Origin of the sequence: Streptomyces sp. NPDC006393 (assembly GCF_040628575.1) — a bacterium.
Lineage (GTDB): Bacteria > Actinomycetota > Actinomycetes > Streptomycetales > Streptomycetaceae > Streptomyces.
On sequence record NZ_JBEXZD010000001.1, the window covers coordinates 90308 to 113376 of the forward strand.

Sequence of the window (23069 nt, forward strand, 5' to 3'; positions counted from 1 at the left end):
GTGCGGTGACTGTCCGTGAGCGGATGCATCCTGGACGCATGACGGATCTCTCGGGTCTTCAGGCGGAGCTGCGCGGGGTCGTCCGGGGTGAGGTCGCCTTCGACACCACCGCCCGGGCGCTGGTCACCATGGACGCGTCCAACTACCGGCGCGTCCCGCTGGGTGTGGTGGCTCCGCGGGACGCCGACGACGTGGCCGCGGTGCTCGGGGTGTGCCGGGCGCGCGAGGTGCCGGTGGTGGCGCGGGGCGGCGGGACGTCGATCGCGGGGCAGGCGACGGGGACGGGCGTGGTGCTGGACTTCACCCGGTACATGAACCGGGTGCTGGACCTGGACCCCGGGACGCGGACGGCCGTCGTCCAGCCGGGGCTGGTCCTGGACCGGCTCCAGGAGGCCGCCGCGCCGCACGGGCTGCGCTTCGGCCCCGACCCGTCCACGCACAGCCGGTGCACGCTCGGCGGGATGATCGGCAACAACTCCTGCGGCTCGCACTCGGTGGCGTGGGGGACCACCGCGGACAGCGTGCGGGAGCTGTCGGTGATCACCGCGCGGGGCGAGCGGCTGCGGCTCGGCCAGGGGTGGGCCGGGGCGCCGGACGGGCTGCGGGAGCTGGTGGACGGCGGGCTCGCACGGCTGCGCACGGGCTTTCCCGAGCTGCCCCGGCGCATCTCCGGGTACGCGCTGGACGCCCTGCTGCCGGAGAAGGGCGCGGACGTCGCCCGCTCCTTCTGCGGTTCGGAGGGCACGCTCGGTGTGCTGACCGAGGCGGTCGTACGGCTGGTCGAGGCGCCCCGCGCGCGTGCGCTCGCCGTACTGGCGTACGCCGACGAGGGCGCGGCCGCGGAGGCGGCGGCGGGCCTGCTGCCGCACGGGCCGCTGACCGTGGAGGGCATGGCGGCCGACCTCGTGCGGTCGGCGGCCGGGCTGCCGAAGGGCGGCGCCTGGCTGTTCGTGGAGACCGGAGGCGAGACGGCGGAGGAGGCACGCGCGCGTGCGGAGGCGATCGTGCGGGCGGCGGACGTCGTCGACGCCCTGGTCGTGACCGATCCGGCCGGGCAGCGGGCGCTGTGGCGGATCCGGGAGGACGCGAGCGGTACGGCGACGAGGATGCCGGACGGCTCGGAGGCCTGGCCCGGCTGGGAGGACTGCGCGGTGCCGCCCGCCCGGCTCGGCGCGTATCTCCGCGACTTCCGGGGGCTGATGTCGGCCCACGGCCTGCGCGGCACGCCGTACGGGCACTTCGGGGACGGCTGCATCCACGTCCGGATCGACTTCGACCTGCTGACCCCGGCCGGTGTCGGCCGCTTCCGGCGCTTCTCCGAGGAGCTGGCCGAGCTGGTCGTCTCCCACGGCGGCTCGCTGTCGGGGGAGCACGGCGACGGGCAGGCGCGGGCCGAGCTGCTGCCGAAGATGTACGGCGAGGAGATGGTGGCCCTGTTCGAGCGGGCCAAGCGCGTCTGGGACCCGGACGACCTGCTCAACCCCGGGATGCTGGTCCGCCCGGACCCCCTGGACGCGAACCTCCGCTTCTCCGTCCTGCCGCGCGAGCCCGTGGACGTCGCCTTCGGCTACCCGGCCGACGGCGGCGACTTCTCGGCGGCCGTCCGCCGCTGCGTGGGGGTCGCCAAGTGCCGTACGACGCAGACGTCCGGACCGGCGGTGATGTGCCCGTCCTTCCGGGCGACAGGGCAGGAACAGCACTCCACGCGCGGGCGTGCCCGGCTGCTGCACGAGATGCTCGCCGGCGAGCTGGTGACCGACGGCTGGCGGTCCACGGAGGTCCGCGACGCGCTCGATCTGTGCCTGTCGTGCAAGGGCTGCCGCACGGACTGCCCGGTCGGCGTCGACATGGCCACCTACAAGGCGGAGTTCCTGCACCACCACTACGCGGGCCGGCGCCGCCCCGCCGCCCACTACTCCATGGGGTGGCTGCCGGTGTGGCTGCGCTGGGCGGCCCGCACGCGCACGGCACGGGTGGCCAACGCGCTCGTCTCGGTACGCCCTCTGGCGTGGGCGGCGAAACGGCTGGGCGGAATCGCACCCGAACGGAGGATCCCGCGGCTGGCGACGGAGCCGTTCACCCGGTGGTGGGAGCGGCGACGGGGCAGGAGGAGTGCCGCGGGCGGCGGCGATGTGGTCGTCCTGTGGCCGGACACCTTCACCGAGCATCTCTCGCCCTCTGTGGGCCGGGCGGCCGTACGGGTACTTCAGGCTGCGGGCCTGCGGGTGGCGCTGCCGCCGACGGTCCACCTCGAGCGGCCACCGGTCGGCGACGGGCGCACGGTCGCCCTCGACCCCGTCGGCCTGCTGCGTGGCCGGGGCCGGGTCTGCTGCGGGCTGACGTACGTCTCCACGGGCCAGCTCGACCGCGCCCGCACGGTCATGCGCCGCACCCTCGACCTGATGGAACCGGTCCTGGAGACGGCCGCCCCGGTCGTCGTCCTGGAGCCGAGCTGCGCCGCCGCCCTGCGCACCGACCTGCCGGAGCTGCTCCCCGACGACCCGCGCGCCCGCCGGCTGGCCGACCGGGTGCTGACCTTCGCCCAGGCCCTGGAACGACACGCCCCCGGCTGGACGCCGCCCCGCGTCGACCGCCCGGTCACCGGTCAGACCCACTGCCACCAGCACGCGGTCCTCGGTGACGCCGCCGACCGCCGCCTGCGCGAGGCGACCGGGCTCACCGGCGAGCTGACCGGCGGCTGCTGCGGACTCGCGGGCAACTTCGGTTTCGAGGCGGGGCACTTCGAGGTGTCGCGGGCCTGCGCGGAGGACCAGCTGCTGCCCGCGGTGCGCCGGGCCCCGGACGACGCCGTGGTCCTGGCGGACGGGTTCTCCTGCCGGACGCAGCTGGAGCAGCTGGCCGGGGTGCGGGGCAGGCACCTTGCGGAGGTGCTCGCTCAGGCGCTGGCACAGGAGGTGGGGGAGCAGGACGGCTGAGGCGGGCCGAGCGCTGCTCGGCCCGCCTCGCGGGGGCGGGGACCGTCCCCCGCGCCGGTGACCTTCGGGCTTCGTCAGGCCATGTGGCCGTTCGTCAGGCCATGTGGTCGAACGGGTAGGGGTTGCCGACGTCGTCCGGGGACACCGAGGGAAGGCGGGACAAGAACGGAGCCCGCCAGTCGCCAGTGCCGCGGTAGAAGTACGTCGAGTTCGTGCGCTTGTCGTACGCGAAGAGATCGGGGCGGCCGTCGCGGTTGCCGTCACCGATGCCGACCAGATCGCTGTAGGTGTTCCAGCCGCCGCCGATCCGGGTGCGCGGGGCGAAGGTGCCGTTGCCGTAGCCGAGGTAGAGCCACAGCACGCCGCTGCCGTCACGGGTGAGGGTGTCCCTCGTGTCGGATGAAGCCGGGTGACGTCACGGGTCATCAGGGGACATCAGGTGACGTCAGATGTAGAGGTCGTAGGACCGGATCTCGTAGAAGGGCGCGGTGACCGCGACCCGGTCGGCGAACGGCCCCTGCCACAGACCCGTGCTCGGGTAGAAGTACGGGTCCTCGCTGCCGTACCGCACCCCCATCCCGTACAGGTCGGCGCGGCCGTCGAAGTCGGCGTCGCCGAAGCCGAGGAGGTGCTTGTAGGTGTTCCAGCCGCCGCCGATCCGGGTGCGCGGGGCGAAGGTGCCGTTGCCGTAGCCGAGGTAGAGCCAGAGCACGCCGTCGCGGTCGCGGGCGACGAGGTCGCCGGCCCGGGCGCCGGCGATGTCGCCGGTGGCGGTGATCTGGTTGTACGTGCCCCAGCCGCCGGTGCCGATCTTCACCCGGGAGGCGAACGGGGCCTTGTAGTTCCCGGTGCCCTTGTAGAGCCACAGGGCGCCGGCCTTGTCGGTGGCGACGAGGTCGGCGCGGCCGTCGCCGTTCAGGTCGCTGCCGCCAGTGAGCTGGGTGTAGGTGTTCCAGCCGCCGCCGATTCGGACGCGGGTGGCCAGCGGGGACTTGGCGTCGCCCGTGCCCAGGTAGAGCCAGAGCACGCCGTCGCGGTCGCGGGCGACCACGTCGCTCACGGCGGCGCCGCCGAGGTTGCCGGACGCCTCGATCCGGTCGTAGACGTTCCAGCCGGCGCCGACGAGCGTCTCGGGGCTCTGCTGGAAGGTGGCGTCGTAGCGCGCGTCGTACACGTCCTTGAGCCACAGCCGGCCCGAGGTGTCCCGCGCGAGGACGTCCGGGGACCCGTCGGCGTCGTAGTCGTGCAGACCGGGCTTGCGGGCGACCGTGAACGATCCCGAGGCGATCAGGTGCGGGCCGATCCCGTTGAGCGGTGCGGCATCGATCGTCCAGGTGTACGGGCCGCTCGGCGCGGCCGTGTACTGGTCCCGGACACCGTTCCACAGGACTTCGCCGTGCCAGTCGAGGTAGGCGCGGTGCGGGTCGTCGTGGGTGACGGACAGCGGGTAGACGTTCTGCCGCCAGGTCTCCCCGGTGCGGGTGTTGCGCAGGGTGACGGCCATCTCCACGTTGATGCGGGACAGCTGCCATTCCAGCTTGAACCGGCCGCCGTTCTCGTCGAGGTCGACGACGTCGGGGATCTTGTCGCCGAGCAGCGTCACCTTCGTCGGCTCGCCGCTGCTCGCCACCCGGGTGGCGGCCGGCGCCCCGTCGGCCCCGGCAGCGATCCGGTACAGGCCCTCGCCGCCGGCCACGGTGCCGCCGCTCGCGTACAGCGTGCCGTCGGGCGCCGTGGCCGTCCGGGTCGTGGTGTCGAGGACCTTACGGGTGGCGCCGGTGGTGAGGTTGCGTGCCGTCAGGGCGTAGAGCGGGTTCGGCTCGTGCGCCGTCAGGCCGCCCTGCATGCCGTACGTCACCCAGTCGCCCGTCAGGCCGACCGCCACCTGCCCGTCGGTCGCACCGAGGCGTATGGCCTGGACCGCGAAGGTGTCGCGGCGGCTGACGTACACCGAGCTTTCCCCCGGGGCATCCGACTGGACCCAGGCGACGTACTTCCCGGAGACGGCGACGGAGCTGGGCGGGAGCTTGGCGTCGAAGCGATGGACGGCGGTGGCGGCGGACAGGTCGACCAGCGCCCACGACCCCCCGCGCGGTGTCTTGTAGACCAGCACGGCGTAACCGGGAGTGCCCGCCTGGAGGGTGATGTCCGTCGCGTCCGCCGGCAGACGGGTCACCGTGCGCGTCGACACCTCGCCGCCCACCGTGCCGACCAGGTGGACGTCCTGGCCCCCGGTGGTGTTCGAGGTCCGCACGAGGACCGTGTCGCCGACCGCGCCGACGACCTGGCCCGTCGGGTCGATGTCACGCGGTTCGACGGTCATCAGGCGGGTGTGCGTGCTCATGTCGGTGACGTCGACGCCGCCGTCTGCCAGGCGGGTCAGCACCACGTCCGACCCCTTGGAGCCCATGACGGGTCCCCAGGTGTCCGGCAGGGCGGTGGACGAACCGTCGGCGAAGCTGGTCCAAAGGCCCTTGGAGGTGTCGGTCCACGTCAGGAACCCGGTCGCGCCGACGCTCACGAGCTGGGTCCGGCCCGCCGGATACGGCACCGCCGCCCGCACGCCCGCCCCGGTGGCGGCCGTCGCCGCCGCCGGCGCGGTCATGGGGGCCGCCACGGCCACGGTCTGGCCGCCTACCAGCGCCGCCGCGAGAACCACGCCTGTGGCGGCGGTGAGGCGCAGCCGGGAAACACGAGCACGACTACGGTGCAATCCGATCCCTCCCCTGGGAAGACCACGGGCGCGCCGGACGCGCGGCCGGGTCGCGTGCGGAGGCGGCCGGAGCGGGATCCCCCCCAGAACCGGAACGTTGCCTCACGCAATGATCCGCTGGAGGATACACCGCCCAACGGCACAGGTCACCAGGGTTGTGTCGGACCGGTGTTCGAACGTCATCGCGGCCCCCATAAAGTCCATTGCCGTAGACTGGGCAGTGCAGCATGATGAACGAGTCCGCACGCTGAACCCCGAGCCGAGTACCTGGACCGCCCGTGACCGCCCCCGACGCCGCCCCCCTCACCCCCACGAAGGCCACCACCCCCTCGAAGGCCGCTCCTTCGGGCGCCCCCGCGCCGACGCGCGCGCCGCGCCGCTTCGGCTCCTTCGGCCCGGTCGGGCTGGTGCTCGCCGGCGGCGTCTCGGTGCAGTTCGGCGGCGCGCTGGCGGTGACGCTGATGCCCCGGGCGGGCGCGCTCGGCGTGGTGAGCCTGCGGCTGCTGGTGGCCGCGATCGTGCTGCTGCTGGTCTGCCGGCCCCGGCTGCGCGGGCACTCGCGCGCCGACTGGGGCACGGTCGTCGTCTTCGGTGTCGCGATGGCCGCGATGAACGGCCTGTTCTACCAGGCCGTCGACCGCATCCCGCTCGGACCCGCGGTCACCCTCGAGGTCCTCGGCCCGCTCGCCCTGTCGGTCCTCGCCTCCCGCCGTGCGGTCAACGTGGTCTGGGCGGCACTCGCCCTGGCCGGTGTGTTCCTGCTCGGCGGCGGAGACTTCGGCAGCCTCGACCCCGCCGGGGTGGCCTTCGCGCTCGGCGCGGGCGCGATGTGGGCGGCGTACATCGTCTTCAGCGCCCGCACCGGCCGGCGCTTCCCGCAGGCCGACGGCCTGGCCCTGGCGATGACGGTCGGCGCGGTGCTGTTCCTGCCGCTGGGGATCGCCGAGTCGGGTGCGAAGCTGGCCGACCCGACGACGTTCGGGCTGGGCGCGGCGGTGGCGCTGCTCTCCTCCGTCCTGCCCTACACCCTCGAACTGCTGGCCCTGCGCCGCCTGCCCGCCTCCACCTTCGCCGTCCTCATGAGCCTGGAACCGGCCCTCGCCGCCACCGCCGGCTTCCTCGTCCTGGGTCAGTCCCTCACCCCCGCCCAGGGCCTCGCCATCACCCTGGTCATCGCGGCGAGCATGGGTGCGATACGCACCCAGGTGGGACGGGGGAAGGGCACTTCCTGAACCGTCGCCGGGCGGGGCGGCGTCGTGGGGGACCACGTGCGCCTTTGGTCACGACGCCGCTACCGGGGACCGGCTTCGGGGAGGAAGGCGTCGCTGAATCCACTTGCCATGGCTCAGCGTTGGGCGGCGAAAATCATGCAAGCATGCTTGATTGTTTTCAGGGCCGGTGCCATGCTCCCCCTCATGGCCGACCCGACGCCCGTCATCGACGACCTGTGTGCCGAGAGCGACGAACTCGACCGCCTGGTGGCCGAGTTGCGGCCGGAGCGCTGGACGCTCCCGACCCCCGCGCCCCGGTGGACCATCGCTCACCAGATCGCCCACCTCGCGTGGACCGACCGCTCGGCGCTGCTGGCCGTCACCGACGCGGACGCCTTCCAGGTGCTGGTCGACAAGGCCCTCGCCGCCCCCGGCACCTTCGTCGACGAGGGTGCCGAGGAGGGCGTGCGGCTGCCGCCCGCCGAGCTGCTGGCCCGTTGGCGGGAGGGCCGTACGGCGCTCGGCCGGGCGCTGCGCGAGGCCCCGCCCGGCGCCCGCTTCCCCTGGTACGGCCCGCCCATGTCCACGGCCTCCATGGCCACCGCCCGTCTGATGGAGACCTGGGCGCACGGCCTGGACATCGCCGAAGCGCTCGGCAAGGCCCGTCCCCCCACCGACCGCCTCCGGCACATCGCCCGCCTCGGCGTGCGCACCCGCGACTTCGCGTTCGGCGTGCACGGACTGACCCCGCCCGCCGCCGAGTTCCGCGTCGAACTCACCTCGCCCGCAGGTGACACGTGGGCCTACGGCCCGCCCGACGCCCCGCAGCGCGTCACCGGCCCCGCCCTGGACTTCTGCCTGCTGGTCACCCAGCGCGCCCATCGCGCCAACCTCGCCCTGACCGCCGTGGGCCCGGACGCGGACCGCTGGCTGGACATCGCCCAGGCCTTCGCCGGCCCGCCCGGCACAGGACGCCCGCCGACGGGGGAACCGGCATGACCGTTCTGCGCGTCGGCAACTTCTCCGGTTTCTACGGCGACCGCTTCGACGCCCTGCGCGAGATGCTCACCGGCGGCGAACTCGACGTCCTCACCGGCGACTACCTCGCCGAGCTGACCATGCTCATCCTGGGCCGGGACCGGCTCAAGGACCCGGCCGCCGGGTACGCCCGCACCTTCCTGAGACAACTGGAGGAAAGCCTCGGGCTCGCCCACGAGCGCGGCGTGAGGATCGTGACGAACGCCGGCGGGCTCAACCCCGCCGGACTCGCCGCACGTATCCGGGAGCTGGCCGACCGGCTCGGCATCCCCGTCCGGGTCGCCCACGTCGAGGGCGACGACCTCGCCGCCTCCTTCCCCGGCGGTCTCACCGCCCACGCCTACCTCGGCGGCTTCGGGATCGCCGCCTGCCTGCGCGCGGGCGCCGACATCGTCGTCACCGGGCGGGTCACCGACGCGGCCCTGGTCACCGGGCCCGCCGCCGCCCACTTCGGCTGGCAGCCGGGGGAGTACGACCGGCTCGCGGGCGCCGTCGTCGCCGGGCATGTGCTGGAGTGCGGCGCCCAGGCAACCGGCGGCAACTACGCCTTCTTCACCGATCACGGCCTGGAGCGGCTGCGCCGGCCCGGCTTCCCGCTCGCCGAGATCCACGACGACGGCACCTGCGTCATCACCAAGCACCCCGGGACCGGCGGTGTCGTCGACACCGGCACGGTCACCGCCCAGCTGCTGTACGAGACGGGCGGCGCCCGGTACGCCGGGCCGGATGTCACCACGCGGCTGGACACCGTACGGCTGCGCCAGGACGGACCCGACCGGGTGCGCGTCGAGGGCGTGCGCGGCGAGGCCCCGCCGCCGACCCTCAAGGTCGGACGGGGCCGCCTCGGCGGCTTCCGCAACGAGGTCACCTTCGTCCTGACCGGGCTCGACATCGAGCACAAGGCCGAGCTGGTGCGCCGGCAGATGGAGGACGCCGTCGGGGCCGCCAAGTCCCGCCCGGCCGAGGTCCGCTGGGACCTGGTGCGCACCGACCGGGCCGACGCCGACTCCGAGGAGACCGCCAGCGCGCTGCTCCGCCTCGTCGTGCGCGACCGGGATCCGGAAGCCGTGGGACGGGCGTTCAGCGGGGCCGCCGTGGAGCTGGCACTGGCCGGATACCCCGGCTTCCACATGCTCGCACCGCCCGGAAAGGGCGCCCCCTACGGCGTCTTCGAGGCCGCCCACGTCCCCCAGGACGCGGTGGAGCATCTGGCCGTCCTCCACGACGGCCGCCGTATCGCCGTGCCGCCGCCCCAGGACACCCGCGCGCTCCACGACGTACCCGGGCCGCCGCTGCCGGAGCCCCTGCCCGGCGGGCCCGCACGGCGTGCCCCGCTCGGGCTCGTCGCCGGGGCCCGCAGCGGCGACAAGGGCGGGGACGCCAACGTCGGTGTATGGGCGCGGTCGGAGGACGGCTGGCGGTGGCTCGCCCACGAGCTGACCGCCGACCGGTTCCGGCAGCTGATCCCCGAGAGCCGCACGCTGCCCGTCACCCGGCACGTCCTGCCCCGTCTGCGCGCCCTCAACTTCGTCGTCGAGGGGCTCCTCGGCGAGGGCGTCGCCGCCCGGCACCGCTTCGACCCGCAGGCCAAGGCTCTCGGCGAATGGCTGCGCTCCCGCCACCTGGACATCCCGGAGGCCCTGCTGTGACGGTCCTGTCCTCCTCCCTGGACGCCCGCTCTCCCGCGTACCGGGAGAACCGCGAGGCCATGCTCGCCAGGCTCGCCGATCTCGAGGCCGAGCACGCCAAGGCGCTCGCGGGCGGCGGCGCCAAGTACGTCGAACGGCACCGGCGGCGCGGCAAACTGCTCGCCCGGGAACGCATCGAGCTGCTCCTCGACCCCGACACGCCGTTCCTGGAGCTGTCCCCGCTCGCCGCCTGGGGCAGCGACCACACCGTCGGCGCCTCGCTGGTCACCGGGATCGGGGTCGTCGAGGGCGTCGAATGCCTGATCACCGCCAACGACCCCACCGTGCGCGGCGGCGCCAGCAACCCGTGGAGCCTGAAGAAGGCCCTGCGCGCCAACGACATCGCCCTCGCCAACCGGCTGCCCTGCGTCAGCCTGGTGGAGTCGGGCGGCGCGGACCTGCCGTCCCAGAAGGAGATCTTCATCCCCGGCGGCGCCATCTTCCGGGACCTGACCCGGCTGTCGGCGGCCGGCATCCCCACCGTCGCCGTCGTCTTCGGCAACTCCACCGCCGGCGGCGCCTACATCCCCGGCATGTCCGACCACGTGATCATGGTCAAGGAGCGGGCCAAGGTGTTCCTCGGCGGGCCGCCGCTGGTGAAGATGGCCACCGGCGAGGAGAGCGACGACGAGTCGCTGGGCGGCGCCGAGATGCACGCGCGCGTGTCCGGACTCGCCGACCACTTCGCCGTCGACGAGCAGGACGCCCTCGGACAGGCACGCCGCGTCGTCGCCCGCCTCAACCACCGCAAGGCCCACCCCGATCCCCCCTTCGCGGAGCCCCCGAAACACGACGACGAGGAACTCCTCGGCATCGTTCCCGGCGACCTGAAGACCCCCTTCGACCCGCGCGAGGTGATCGCCCGCATCGTCGACGCCTCCGACTTCGACGAGTTCAAACCGCTGTACGGAACCAGCCTGGTCACCGGCTGGGCGAGCCTCCACGGCTACCCCGTCGGCATCCTCGCCAACGCCCAGGGCGTGCTGTTCAGCGAGGAGTCCCAGAAGGCCGCCCAGTTCATCCAGCTCGCCAACCAGCGCGACATCCCGCTGCTCTTCCTGCACAACACCACCGGCTACATGGTCGGCCGCGCCTACGAACAGGGCGGCATCATCAAGCACGGCGCCATGATGATCAACGCCGTCTCCAACTCCCGCGTCCCCCACCTCTCCGTCCTCATGGGCGCCTCCTACGGCGCCGGCCACTACGGCATGTGCGGACGCGCCTACGACCCCCGTTTCCTGTTCGCCTGGCCCAGCGCCAAGTCCGCCGTCATGGGCCCGCAGCAGCTCGCCGGCGTGCTGTCGATCGTCGCCCGGCAGTCCGCGGCGGCCAAGGGACAGCCGTACGACGACGAGGCGGACGCGGCGCTGCGCGCCATGGTCGAGCAGCAGATCGAGTCCGAGTCACTGCCGATGTTCCTCTCCGGCCGGCTGTACGACGACGGCGTCATCGACCCGCGCGACACCCGCACCGTCCTCGGCATCTGTCTCTCGGCCATCCACACCGCCCCCTACGAGGGCGCGCGCGGCGGCTTCGGCGTCTTCCGGATGTGAGGTCCATGATCCAGACACTGCTGGTCGCCAACCGGGGCGAGATCGCCTGCCGGGTCTTCCGCACCTGCCGCGAGGCGGGCATCCGCACCGTCGCCGTCCACTCGGACGCCGACGCGAACGCCCTCCACACGCGCGTGGCCGACGCCGCCGTACGCCTGCCGGGCGCCACGCCCGCCGAGACGTATCTGCGCGGCGACCTGATCGTGAAGGCGGCGCTCGCGGCCGGCGCCGACGCCGTGCACCCCGGCTACGGCTTCCTGTCCGAGAACGCCGGCTTCGCGCGCGCCGTCCTCGACGCCGGCCTCACCTGGATCGGCCCGCCGCCCGACGCCATCGAGGCGATGGCTTCCAAGACCCGCGCCAAGGCCCTGATGGGCCTCGCACCCCTCGACGAGGCCGCCATCACCGCGGCCGACCTGCCGGTGCTCGTGAAGGCCGCCGCCGGCGGCGGAGGGCGCGGGATGCGGATCGTGCGCCGCCTGAAGGAGCTGCCGGCCGCGCTGGAGAGCGCGCGCGCCGAGGCCGCGAGCGCCTTCGGCGACGGCGAGGTGTTCATCGAGCCCTACGTCGAGGGCGGCCGCCATGTCGAGGTGCAGATCCTCGCCGACGCCCACGGCGCCGTCTGGCCGCTCGGCACCCGCGACTGCTCCCTCCAGCGCCGCCACCAGAAGGTCATCGAGGAGGCCCCCGCACCCGGACTCTCCGACCGGCTCACCCAAGAGCTGTACACGCTGGCCGTACGCGCCGCGCGCGCCGTCTCCTACGTCGGCGCCGGCACCGTCGAGTTCCTGGTCGAGGGCGACCGCGCGCACTTCCTGGAGATGAACACCCGCCTCCAGGTCGAACACCCCGTCACCGAGGCCGTGTTCGGCATCGACCTGGTGGCCGAACAGATCCGCGTCGCCGAGGGCCACGCACTCGGCGAGGAACCACCACGCGCGCGCGGCCACGCGATCGAGGCCCGCCTGTACGCCGAGGACCCGGCCCACGACTGGGCCCCGCAGACCGGCACCCTGCACCGCCTCGCCCTGCCGCCCGGCGTCCGCCTCGACACCGGCTACGGCGACGGCGACACCATCGGCGTCCACTACGACCCGATGCTCGCCAAGGCCGTCGCCCACGCCCCCACGCGCGCGGAGGCGATCCGCAGACTCGCGGGCGCGCTCGACACCGCAGTGATCCACGGCCCCGTCACCAACCGCGACCTGCTGGTGCGCTCCCTGCGCCACGAGGAGTTCACCCGGGCCCGCATGGACACCGGCTTCTACGACCGTCACCTCGCCGGCCTCACCGCACCGGCCCCCGACCCGTACGCCCCTCTCGCCGCCGCCCTCGCCGACGCCCACGGCCGCTCCCGCTTCGGCGGCTGGCGCAACGTCCCCTCCCAGCCGCAGACCAGGCGCTACCTGATCGCGGGGGAGGAGCACGAGGTCCACTACCGGCACACCCGCCAGGGACTCGCCGCCGACGGGGTACGGGTCGTACACGCCGACGCGCACCGGGTCGTCCTCGAAGCGGACGGCGTACGGCGCCGCTTCGACATCGCCCGGTACGGCGACCAGGTGTACGTCGACACCACCCGCCTCACCGCCCTGCCCCGCTTCCCCGACCCGACCGCCCAGCTCGCCCCCGGCTCCCTGCTCGCCCCCATGCCGGGCACGGTCGTACGCGTCGCCGAGGGCCTGGCGGAAGGGGCCTCCGTCCGGGCCGGACAGCCCCTGATCTGGCTGGAGGCCATGAAGATGCAGCACCAGATCTCGGCACCGGCCACCGGGACGCTCAGCGCCCTGCACGTCAAGCCCGGCCAGCAGGTGGAACCCGGCACGGTGCTCGCCGTAGTGCGGGAAAGCCCTTCTCGACAAGCCTCTTCCTAGGAGCCCCATGACCGCCGTCATCGAATCCGAAGAGCACAAGGCCCTCCGAGCCGCCGTCGCCGCTCTCGGCAAGCGCTACGGCCGCGACTACCTCACCCGCACCGTCGCGGACGGCAAACCCCCCACCGAACTCTGGAGCGAGGCAGGCAGACTCGGCTACCTCGGCGTCAACCTCCCGGAGGAGCACGGAGGCGGAGGCGGCGGCATCTACGAACTCTCCATAGTCCTCGAAGAGCTGGGCGCCTCGGGCTCCCCCCTCCTCATGCTCATCGTCTCGCCCGCCATCTGCGGCACCGTGATCTCCCGCTTCGGCACCGAGGCCCAGAAGCGGCAGTGGCTCCCCGGACTCGCCGACGGCACCCGCCTCATGGCCTTCGGCATCACCGAACCCGACGCCGGCTCCAACTCCCACCGCATCACCACCACCGCCCGCCGCGACGGCGCCGACTGGCTGCTCACCGGCCGCAAGGTGTTCATCTCCGGCGTGGACATCGCCGACGCCGTACTGATCGTCGGCCGCACCGAGGACGCCCGCACCGGCCGCCTCAAGCCCTGCCTGTTCATCGTCCCGACCGACGCCGACGGCTTTCAGAAGCGGCCCATCGACATGGAACTCAACGCCGCCGAAAAACAGTTCGAACTGACCCTGGACGACGTACGGCTCCCCGCGGACGCGCTCGTCGGTGGGGGCACCTCCCACGCGTTCAGCAGTGGGGGAGAGGACGCCGGCCTCCTCCAGCTGTTCGCCGGGCTCAACCCCGAGCGGATCATGACCGCCGCCTTCGCGATCGGCATGGGCCGCCACGCACTCGCCAAGGCCGTCGAGTACGCCCGCGACCGCACCGTCTGGAAGACCCCCATCGGCGCCCACCAGGCCATCGCCCACCCCCTCGCCCAGGCCCACATCGACCTCGAACTCGCCCGGCTGATGATGCAGAAAGCGGCCCACCTCTACGACACCGGCGACGACATCGGCGCCGGCGAGGCCGCCAACATGGCCAAGTACGCGGCCGGAGAGGCCTGCGTGAAGGCCGTCGACCAGGCCGTGCACACCCTCGGCGGCAACGGGCTCACCCGCGAGTTCGGGCTCGCCTCACTGATAACGGCCGCACGCGTGTCTCGTATCGCCCCGGTGAGCCGGGAGATGATTCTCAACTACGTCTCCCACCAGACCCTCGGTCTGCCCAAGTCGTACTGAGCCGCAGCCGCTTGGAGGAACCGTGTTCCGCAGCGAGTACGCAGACGTCACCCCCGTCGAACTCCCCATCCACGACGCCGTCCTGGGCCGGGCCGCCGAGTTCGGCGACCAGCCCGCTCTGATCGACGGCACCGACGGCACCACCCTCACGTACGAGCAGCTGGACCGGTTCCACCGGCGCCTGGCCGCCGCGCTGGCCGACACCGGCGTCCGCAAGGGCGACGTCCTCGCCCTGCACAGCCCCAACACCATCGCCTTCCCGACCGCCTTCTACGCGGCCACCCGGGCGGGCGCCTCCGTCACCACCGTGCACCCGCTCGCCACCCCCGAGGAGTTCGCGGGGCAACTGCGCGACAGCGCGGCCCGCTGGATCATCACCGTCTCCCCGCTGCTGGACTGCGCCCGCCGCGCCGCCGAACTCGCCGGCGGCGTACGGGAGATCCTCGTCTGCGACAGCGCGCCCGGGCACCGGTCGCTCATCGACATGCTCGGCTCCACCGCACCCGAACCGCACATCGGCCTCGACCCCGCCGAGGACGTCGCCGCCCTGCCGTACTCCTCCGGCACCACCGGCACCCCCAAGGGCGTCATGCTGACCCACCGGCAGATCGCCACCAACCTCGCCCAGCTCGAACCCGCCATCACCACCGGCCCCGGCGACCGCATCCTCGCCGTCCTGCCGTTCTTCCACATCTACGGCCTCACCGCCCTGATGAACGCCCCCCTGCGCAAGGGCGCCACCGTCGTCGTCCTGCCCCGCTTCGACCTGGAGACCTTCCTCGCCGCCATCGAGACCCACCGCATCACCGGCCTCTACGTCGCCCCGCCGATCGTCCTCGCCCTCGCCAAACACCCCGCGGTCGCCCGCTACGACCTGTCCTCCCTCACCTACGTCATCAGCGCCGCCGCCCCGCTCGACGCGGCACTCGCGCGCGCCTGCTCCGAGCGCCTCGGCCTGCCCCCCATCGGCCAGGCCTACGGCATGACCGAACTGTCCCCGGGCACCCACGTCGTCCCCCTCGACCGGCTGCACGACGCCCCCGCCGGCACCGTCGGCAGGCTCATCGCCGGCACCGAGATGCGCATCGTCTCCCTCGACGACCCCGGCAAGGACCTCGGCACCGGCGAGTCCGGCGAGATCCTGATCCGCGGCCCCCAGATCATGAAGGGCTACCTAGGCCGCCCCGACGCCACCGCCCAGCTGATCGACACCGACGGCTGGCTGCACACCGGAGACGTCGGACACGTCGACGAGGACGGCTGGCTCTTCGTCGTCGACCGCGTCAAGGAACTCATCAAGTACAAAGGCTTCCAGGTGGCCCCCGCCGAACTGGAAGCCCAGCTGCTCACCCACCCCGGCATCGCCGACGCCGCCGTCATCGGCGCCCACGACGAGAACGGCAACGAGATCCCTCACGCCTTCGTCGTCCGCCGGCCCGGCGCCGACGGCCGGCCCACCGCCGACGGACGACCCACCGCCGACGGCCTGAACGAGAACGAGATCATGCTGTACGTCGCCGAACGCGTCGCCCCCTACAAACGCATACGCCGGGTCACCTTCATCGACACCGTCCCCCGCGCCGCCTCCGGCAAGATCCTGCGCCGCGAACTCAGGGAGCTGCCGTGACCCGGACACCGCGCCGGAAGACCAGGAGGCAGCCGTGACCCTGATCGGCCGTACGCGCGCGCGTGCCGTCGAAACCCTCAGCCTCGACGCCACCGACACCCGCAACGCCCTCTCCGCCGCCCTGGTCTCCGACCTCGCCGGCGCCCTCACCGACTGCGGCAAGGACCCCGACGTACGCGCCGTCGTCCTCACCCACACCGGTACCACCTTCAGCGCCGGAGCCGACCTGCGCGACCCACCCCACCCCGACGCGCTGGTGGGACTCCTGCGGCAGATCGTCGAACTGCCCAAGCCCGTGATCGCCCGCGTCACCGGACACGTCCGCGCCGGCGGCCTCGGCCTCCTCGCCGCCTGCGACATCGCCGCCGCATCCACCACGGCCACCTTCGCCTTCACCGAAGTACGCATCGGCGTCGCACCGGCCGTGATCTCCCTGCCCGTCCTCCCCCGCACCGACCCCCGCGCCCTGGCCCGCTACTACCTCACCGGCGAACGCTTCGACCCCGCCGAAGCCGTGCGCCTCGGCCTGCTCACCACCACCGCGGACGACGTCGACGAGGCCCTCGCCCCCCTTCTCGACGGCCTGCGCCGCTCCTCCCCCCACGCCCTGACCGAGACGAAACGGCTGCTCACGGCTAGGGTGCTGGAGACGTTCGACCGGGACGCGGCCGACCTGACCGCGCTCTCGGCCCGGCTGTTCACCTCCCCCCAGGCCCGGGAGGGGATGACGGCCTTCCTGGAAAGACGGGATGCGGCATGGGTGGTGTGAGTACGGCGGAACGCGACCGCGTGCCCAAGCAGGACCGCAGCAGGGCCACCCGGCAGCGACTCCTCCAGGCCGCCGTCGCCTGCCTCGCCGAACACGGCTGGGCGGGCTCGACGGTGTCCGCCGTCGCCGAACGCGCGGGCGTCTCCCGCGGCGCCGCACAACACCACTTCCCCACCCGCGAGGACCTCTTCACCGCCGCCGTCGAGTACGTCGCCGAGGAACGCTCCACCGCCACGCGCGCCCTCTTCCCCGAGGGCGCCTTTGGCGACCGGCACGCCGTCGTCCGCGCCCTCGTCGACCTCTACACCGGCCCCCTCTTCCGCGCCGCCCTCCACCTGTGGGTCGCCGCCTCCAACGAGGACCAGCTCCGCGCCCGCGTCACCGAACTGGAAGCCCGCGTCGGCCGCGAGACCCACCGCATCGCCGTGGAGCTGCTCGGCGCCGACGAATCCCGCCCCGGCGCCCGCGAAACCGTCCAGGGCTTCCTCGACATGGCCCGCGGCCTTGGCCTCGCCAACCTCCTCACCGACGACACCGCCCGCCGCGAACGCGTCGTCACCCAGTGGGCGGCACTACTGGAGCAGGCCCTGGCCTGACCAGCGGGGACGCACGCGAGGACGGCGCACCCGAGGACGGTGCACGCGAGGACGGCGCACGGGACGGGCCCGCACGCCGCCGGAGCCTCCGCACGCGGACCCGTCAGCACACGCCCCCGTCAGTGGGCGATCTCGTCGTACCCCGCGATCTCGCGCGGGCTGCGCGGACCCGGACCGATGTAGCGGGCCGAAGGACGCACCAGACGGCCGGTGCGCTTCTGCTCCAGAATGTGCGCCGACCAGCCCGCCGTACGCGCACAGGTGAACATCGACGTGAACATGTGTGCCGGGACCTCGGCGAAGTCCAGCATGATCGCCGCCCAGAACTCCACGTTCGTGGCCAGCACCCGGTCCGGACGACGATTGTGCAGCTCCTCCAGAGCCGCCTTCTCCAGCGCCTCGGCCACCTCGAACCGCGGAGCACCCAGCTCCCGGGCCGTACGACGCAGCACCCGCGCGCGCGGGTCCTCAGCCCGGTACACCCGGTGACCGAAGCCCATCAGCCGCTCACCACGGTCCAGCGCCTGCCGCACATACCCCTCGGCATCCCCCGTCCGCTCGATCTCCTCGATCATGCCGAGCACCCGGGACGGCGCACCACCGTGCAACGGACCGGACATCGCGCCCACCGCACCCGACAGGGCGGCCGCCACGTCCGCACCCGTGGAAGCGATCACCCGGGCGGTGAACGTGGACGCGTTCATGCCGTGCTCGGCGGCGGACGACCAGTACGCGTCCACGGCCGCCACATGCTTGGGGTCCGGCTCACCCCGCCAGCGGATCATGAACCGCTCGGTGATGGTGCTCGCCTTGTCGATCTCCCGCTGCGGCACCATCGGCAGACCCTGCCCGCGCGCCGACTGGGCGACGTACGACAACGCCATCACCGCCGCCCGCGCCAGATCCTCCCGGGCCTGCCCCGCATCGATGTCCAGCAGCGGCTTCAGCCCCCACACCGGGGCGAGCATCGCCAGCGCCGACTGCACGTCCACACGGATGTCACCCGAGTGCACCGGGATCGGGAACGGCTCGGCCGGCGGCAGCCCCGGGTTGAACGCGCCGTCGACCAGCAGCCCCCACACGTTGCCGAAGGAGACATGACCGACGAGATCCTCGATGTCGACGCCCCGGTACCGGAGGGCGCCGCCCTCCTTGTCCGGTTCGGCGATCTCCGTCTCGAACGCGACGACTCCCTCGAGCCCGGGTACGAAGTCGGACATCAGGCGGCTCCTCGTGGTCTGTGCGACAGATGGTGCGACGGGGGAACGACGACCAGGTGTCGGATGTCGGAGATGTCAGCAGCAGGCGATTTTCGGAAGGGGCAGGCTCCTCGGGCATTGCCGCCCGTACGGATCCGCGGTCGTGTCCACCGACTCGCGGTCCGGGACGGTACCCCTGTCATGCCCCGTCCGGTCGCGGCTCACCCAACCGGCACGGCATCAGCACGATAACCCCGGGTGCCACGGATGGGGAGAGTGTCCGGCACTCAGTGCCACGCAGTGACGAAGGACACCCCCGCCGGACGGACGCCACCGATACGGCAAGATGACCGCGTGACCGACCAAGAAGCCGGAGAAACCGCGCCCTTCGACCTCGCCGCGATGCGCATGCACTACCGGGCCGAAGGCCTGTACGAGGCCGACCTGGCCGACACACCGGTGGAACAGTTCGCCCACTGGTTCCAGCAGGCCGCCGCCGAGGCCCACCTGTTCGAACCCAACGCCATGGTCGTCTCCACCGCCGACGCCCAGGGCCGCCCCAGCTCCCGCACGGTCCTGCTGAAGGCCTTCGACGAGCAGGGCTTCGTCTTCTACACCAACTACGGCTCCCGCAAGGCCCGCGACCTCGCCGAGAACCCCCACGTCTCGCTGCTCTTCCCCTGGCACCCCATGGCCCGCCAGGTCATCGTCCAGGGCACCGCCCACCGCACCGGCCGCGACGAGACCGCCGCCTACTTCCGCACCCGCCCCCACGGCTCCCAGCTCGGCGCCTGGGCCAGCGCCCAGTCCACGGTGATCGCCACCCGCGACATCGTCGACACGCAGTACGCCGAACTCGCCGCCCGCTACCCCGAGGGCGAACAGGTCCCCGTCCCACCCCACTGGGGCGGCTTCCGCGTCGTCCCCCACACGGTCGAGTTCTGGCAGGGCCGCGAGAACCGCCTCCACGACCGCCTCCGCTACACCACCCGACCGGACGGCACCTGGCACGTGGAACGCCTGAGCCCCTGAGGGGGTCTCCGAGAGGCCCGCAAACGCAGACGACCCGCGAGCTGGGTCCCCCCGCCTGACGGCGGGGAAGCCGGCCGGACGTACCGGCAGCTCGCGGGTCGGGTGACTGCTTGGGATTGGGCCGGCTGCACGCGTCTCTCACGCGCTGGTCCGGCACCGCACTGGGTGGGGTGACGGACCGCTAGCCCGCAGCCACCTCACGCGTCCGGTATTCATACATCTGCCGAACCACCTCCCTTCTCGTGTACCTCACACCTTAGGAAGCGATCGGGGGCCGATCAACCTGTTTTTTCGTGATGTCGCTCGGTGCTCATCCGGTCAGGACCGCGTCCAGGAACGGCGTGATCGCCGCGCGCCAGGCGTCCGGCTGGTCGTAGTGGACGAGGTGGCCGGCGTCGGCGACTTCCGCGTACTGGCCGTGGGGGAGGACGCGCACCATCTCCTGGGCCTCGGCGCGGCCGAGTTCACCGTCGAGGCCGCGTACGACGAGGGCGGGGCACTGGACCTGGGCCAGTTCCTCCCAGTGGGCGTCGTAGACCCAGGTCTCGCGGGAGGTGAGCATCTGGGCGGGTTCGAAGGCGGGGCGCCAGCCGTCGGGGCACTCGTGCATGACCTCGGCGTAGAACTCGCCGCGGGCCGGGTTCGGGCGCTCCACCCAGGGGTCGTCCTCGCCGAACCATTTGCGGACGTCGGCGAGGGTGGCGAAGGGTAGGGGCCAGGACTTGAACCAGTCCTCCCACTCGCGCTGTGAGGCCGCGCCGAGGGCGGAGGCACGCATGTCGCAGATGATCAGTCCGCGCACGAGGTCGGGGCGTTTGGCGGCGAGCTGCCAGGCGGTCAGGGCGCCCATGGCGTGTCCGATGAGGACGGCCGGGCCGAGGCCGAGCTGCTTCAGGGCGGCCTCGGCGTCCTCGACGTAGGCGTCGCGGGTGTAGGCCGCCTGCGGGGGTTTCTCGCTCTGGCCGTGGCCGCGCTGGTCCAGGGCGACGGCCCGGTGCCGCTCGGAGAGCCAGCGGGCGGTGGCGGCCCAGTGGGAGGCGCGGCCCATCAGCCCGTGGAGTAAGAGCACGCCGTTGGGCGGGCGGAGTTCGGCCTCGTGGCCGGTGTGCGGTCCGTGGGGCTGGTGGGGTTCGTACGGTTCCGCCTGGGACGGTACGAAGGTGCGAGGTGCGGTGCTGTCCGGTGCGGTGCTGTCCGGTGCCGAGCTGCCTGGTGTTGTCTTCCGGGGTTCCGCGAACTCCCAGGCGGCGAGCCGTACGCCGCCCGCCCCGGTCACGTCGATGCGCCGCGCCATTGGCCCTGGCACCCCCCTAGCTCGCTGCCCATTCCCGTAGCGCGGGCCCCTGCGGCCCATCACCCACAGGCTATCGAATGCCCATTCGAAAACACGGTTCCCGCTGTCAACACCCCTCGTTCGAGTGACCCCCCGCAACGCATGATCGCCGCCACCAGGGGGAGATCTTCAACGGGAGGCGGACCACTCGGGGAAAAGGGGTCCGCGGGGGACGACCCTGAGAGCTCGGGGCTCCGGGTCGCTACAGGGGAGGACAGGCCCCGGCGCCACCACACGGCGCCGGGGCCCACCCCACATCTTCGGCACATCCTCCCCCACCCCCACGAGTCATATGCCTCTCGCGACAGCCTCGCACGCCGGGCGTCCGCGCGCTGCGCTTCGACGCGCTGGAATCCGCGACCGAGAGGAGCACGGCGGACGGGGCAGAAGGAACCAGTGGTCAGCGCTTGGCGACGAAGACGTGGGAGGCGACCTCCGCCTCCAGCTCGGCGGCCTCGCCGCCGCTGCCGACCAGCACACCGCCCGCCGACTCCGTCACGCTCACCACCGAGCCGGGCTGCACGCCCGCGCGGCGCAGCGTGTACATCAGCTGCGCGTCCGTCTGGATGGGCTCGCCGATCCGGCGGACGACGACCGTCTTGCCGTCGGAGCCCGGGTCGAGGTCGGCCAGCGACACCATACCCTCGTCCAGGAACGGGTCGGCGTGGTCCTTCTCGCCCAGCTCCTCCAGGCCCGGGATGGGGTTGCCGTACGGCGACTCGGTCGGATGCCGCAGCAGCTCCAGCACCCGGCGCTCGACGGCCTCGCTCATCACGTGCTCCCAGCGGCACGCCTCGGCATGCACCTGTTCCCACTCCAGGCCGATCACGTCGACCAGCAGACACTCCGCGAGCCGGTGCTTGCGCATCACGCGCGTGGCCAGCCGGCGGCCCTCGTCCGTGAGCTCCAGGTGCCGGTCCGGAGCCACCGAGACCAGGCCGTCGCGCTCCATGCGCGCGACCGTCTGGCTCACCGTCGGCCCGCTCTGGTCCAGCCGCTCGGCGATCCGGGCGCGCATCGGGACGACGCCTTCCTCCTCCAGCTCGAGGATGGTGCGGAGATACATCTCCGTGGTGTCGATCAGTCCGGACATACGTGCCCCTCGATTACCTCTGCCGGAAGCCCGGCGGCTCCCAGGCGCGTGCGCTGGCCCTGAACTCAATTCTGACGCATACCACTGACAACCGGGGCGCGCCGACGGAACCCCGCGTCGCCGACGGCGGTCCCGGACGGCCGCGGCGGCCGGGGACACGCCCGGCGGCGTCCTCGGCCGTATTGACAGGACTCTGGTTTAGACCTCACCGTGATCCGCGGCACACGGGCACGCGCGGACGCCCCCGCAGACATCCGCACAGCCACCCATGGCACCCATGACATCCATGGCACCCACGGCATTCACAGCATCCACAGGCACACAGGTACACAGGTACACAGGCATCCGGAGGGACCCCGCATGAGCGACCGCACGTTGGCCGGCCAGTTCTTCGACGCGGCCATCGGCCTGCTCCAGCGGGTCCGCGACGAGGAGGCCGAGTCCGTCACGGCCGCCGGCACCCTGCTCGCCGACACCGTGGCCGACGGCGGCCGCCTGTTCGCCTTCGGCGCCGGACACTCCTCCCTCGCCGCCCAGGACGTCGTCTACCGGGCCGGCGGCCTCGCCCTGATGAACCTCCTCGCCGTCCCCGGCGCCGTCGGCGTCGACGTCATGCCCGCCACCCTGGGCTCCGCCCTCGAACGCGTCGACGGCCTCGCCACCGCCGTCCTGGAGAGCTCACCCATCCGCTCCGGCGACGCGCTGGTGATCGTCTCCCTGTCCGGCCGCAACGCCCTCCCCGTCGAGATGGCCATGACCGCCCGCGCCCGGGGGGTGAAGGTCATCGGGGTGACGTCGGTGGCGTACGCCACCCAGACCACGTCCCGGCACGCCTCGGGGACGTATCTCAAGGACCACTGCGACCTCGTCCTGGACTCCAGGATCGCCGTGGGCGACGCGGAGCTCACCCTCGACACCGTCCCCGCGCCCTTCGCCCCGGCCTCCACCGTCGTCACCTCGGCCCTTCTCCAGGCGGTCATGGCCACCACGGCCGGCGTGCTGGCCGACCGCGGCATCGAGCCCCCGCTGCTGCGCTCCGGCAACGTCGACGGCGGCCACGAGTGGAACGGCAAGGTCTTCGAGCAGTACGCGGACCGGATCTTCTACCGGCGCTGACGCGGCCGGCCACGCGCGCGTGAGGCCCCGGGCCGCTCACTCCGCGCGCGGGAAAGCGGTTGACCCCTTCCGGGACGTACGGTTCGCTGC

16 protein-coding genes and 1 pseudogene are annotated in these 23069 nt (G+C 72.8%); 12 read left to right on the forward strand and 5 right to left on the reverse strand.

Going from position 1 to position 23069, the window contains the following annotated elements; all coding sequences use genetic code 11:
* Positions 1-38: 38 nt before the first annotated feature.
* Entirely contained in the window at positions 39-2936 is a 2898-nt protein-coding gene (locus ABZ484_RS00425) for an FAD-binding and (Fe-S)-binding domain-containing protein (RefSeq protein ID WP_358863652.1), read from the forward strand.
* A gap of 94 nt (positions 2937-3030) precedes the next feature.
* Here ABZ484_RS00425 and ABZ484_RS00430 read toward each other — a convergent pair.
* Together ABZ484_RS00430 and ABZ484_RS00435 are read right to left on the reverse strand one after the other, a co-directional pair.
* Positions 3031-3306: pseudogene (locus ABZ484_RS00430) on the reverse strand (VCBS repeat-containing protein); the annotation flags it as partial.
* Between the two features lie 75 nt (positions 3307-3381).
* Entirely contained in the window at positions 3382-5541 is a 2160-nt protein-coding gene (locus tag ABZ484_RS00435) for a VCBS repeat-containing protein (protein ID WP_358863653.1), read from the reverse strand.
* A gap of 386 nt (positions 5542-5927) precedes the next feature.
* Between ABZ484_RS00435 and ABZ484_RS00440 the strand changes: the two genes are divergently transcribed.
* From ABZ484_RS00440 to ABZ484_RS00480, 9 genes are all read left to right on the forward strand, one after another.
* The gene (locus ABZ484_RS00440; protein WP_358863654.1) at positions 5928-6881 is read left to right on the forward strand and encodes an EamA family transporter; all 954 of its coding nucleotides are present in this window, start codon (positions 5928-5930) and stop codon (positions 6879-6881) included.
* 183 nt (positions 6882-7064) lie between these two features.
* Positions 7065-7859: a TIGR03084 family metal-binding protein gene (locus ABZ484_RS00445; RefSeq protein WP_358863655.1), complete on the forward strand. Its 795-nt coding sequence runs from the start codon at positions 7065-7067 to the stop codon at positions 7857-7859.
* On the forward strand, positions 7856-9547 hold the full coding sequence (locus ABZ484_RS00450) for an acyclic terpene utilization AtuA family protein (protein ID WP_358863656.1): 1692 nt from the start codon (positions 7856-7858) through the stop codon (positions 9545-9547). Before ABZ484_RS00445 ends, ABZ484_RS00450 begins: the two co-directional genes overlap by 4 nt.
* Positions 9544-11142 carry a carboxyl transferase domain-containing protein gene (locus ABZ484_RS00455; protein ID WP_358863657.1) on the forward strand — a complete coding sequence of 533 codons (1599 nt, stop codon included), beginning with the start codon at positions 9544-9546 and terminating at the stop codon, positions 11140-11142. The genes ABZ484_RS00450 and ABZ484_RS00455 overlap by 4 nt, the downstream gene beginning before the upstream one ends.
* A gap of 5 nt (positions 11143-11147) precedes the next feature.
* Positions 11148-13016 (forward strand): biotin carboxylase N-terminal domain-containing protein, encoded by a 1869-nt coding sequence (locus ABZ484_RS00460; protein ID WP_358863658.1) that lies wholly within the window; start codon positions 11148-11150, stop codon positions 13014-13016.
* A 7-nt stretch (positions 13017-13023) separates the two neighbouring features.
* Complete coding sequence (locus ABZ484_RS00465; protein WP_358863659.1) at positions 13024-14214, forward strand: acyl-CoA dehydrogenase family protein; 1191 nt, start codon at positions 13024-13026, stop codon at positions 14212-14214.
* Positions 14215-14236: 22 nt separating this feature from the next.
* The gene (locus tag ABZ484_RS00470; protein WP_358863660.1) at positions 14237-15841 is read left to right on the forward strand and encodes a 4-coumarate--CoA ligase family protein; all 1605 of its coding nucleotides are present in this window, start codon (positions 14237-14239) and stop codon (positions 15839-15841) included.
* Positions 15842-15875: 34 nt separating this feature from the next.
* Positions 15876-16610, forward strand: a complete 735-nt coding sequence (locus ABZ484_RS00475; RefSeq protein WP_358863661.1) for an enoyl-CoA hydratase family protein — start codon at positions 15876-15878, stop codon at positions 16608-16610.
* Positions 16598-17206, forward strand: coding sequence for a TetR/AcrR family transcriptional regulator (locus ABZ484_RS00480; RefSeq protein WP_358863662.1), 609 nt, complete (start codon positions 16598-16600; stop codon positions 17204-17206). Before ABZ484_RS00475 ends, ABZ484_RS00480 begins: the two co-directional genes overlap by 13 nt.
* A gap of 119 nt (positions 17207-17325) precedes the next feature.
* On the opposite strand, the gene ABZ484_RS00485 is transcribed toward ABZ484_RS00480, so the two are convergent.
* On the reverse strand, positions 17326-18426 hold the full coding sequence (locus ABZ484_RS00485; RefSeq protein ID WP_358863663.1) for a citrate synthase 2: 1101 nt from the start codon (positions 18424-18426) through the stop codon (positions 17326-17328).
* A 333-nt stretch (positions 18427-18759) separates the two neighbouring features.
* On the opposite strand from ABZ484_RS00485, the gene pdxH reads away from it, so the two are divergent.
* Positions 18760-19437 carry a pyridoxamine 5'-phosphate oxidase gene (gene pdxH, locus ABZ484_RS00490; protein ID WP_358863664.1) on the forward strand — a complete coding sequence of 226 codons (678 nt, stop codon included), beginning with the start codon at positions 18760-18762 and terminating at the stop codon, positions 19435-19437.
* A 310-nt stretch (positions 19438-19747) separates the two neighbouring features.
* Here the strand turns inward: pdxH and ABZ484_RS00495 are convergent, their stop codons facing one another.
* Entirely contained in the window at positions 19748-20731 is a 984-nt protein-coding gene (locus ABZ484_RS00495; RefSeq protein WP_358863665.1) for an alpha/beta hydrolase, read from the reverse strand.
* A gap of 439 nt (positions 20732-21170) precedes the next feature.
* Positions 21171-21863, reverse strand: a complete 693-nt coding sequence (locus tag ABZ484_RS00500) for a metal-dependent transcriptional regulator (RefSeq protein WP_030165121.1) — start codon at positions 21861-21863, stop codon at positions 21171-21173.
* Between the two features lie 360 nt (positions 21864-22223).
* Between ABZ484_RS00500 and ABZ484_RS00505 the strand changes: the two genes are divergently transcribed.
* Positions 22224-22979, forward strand: coding sequence for an SIS domain-containing protein (locus tag ABZ484_RS00505; RefSeq protein WP_358863666.1), 756 nt, complete (start codon positions 22224-22226; stop codon positions 22977-22979).
* The last annotated feature ends 90 nt before the right edge of the window (positions 22980-23069 follow it).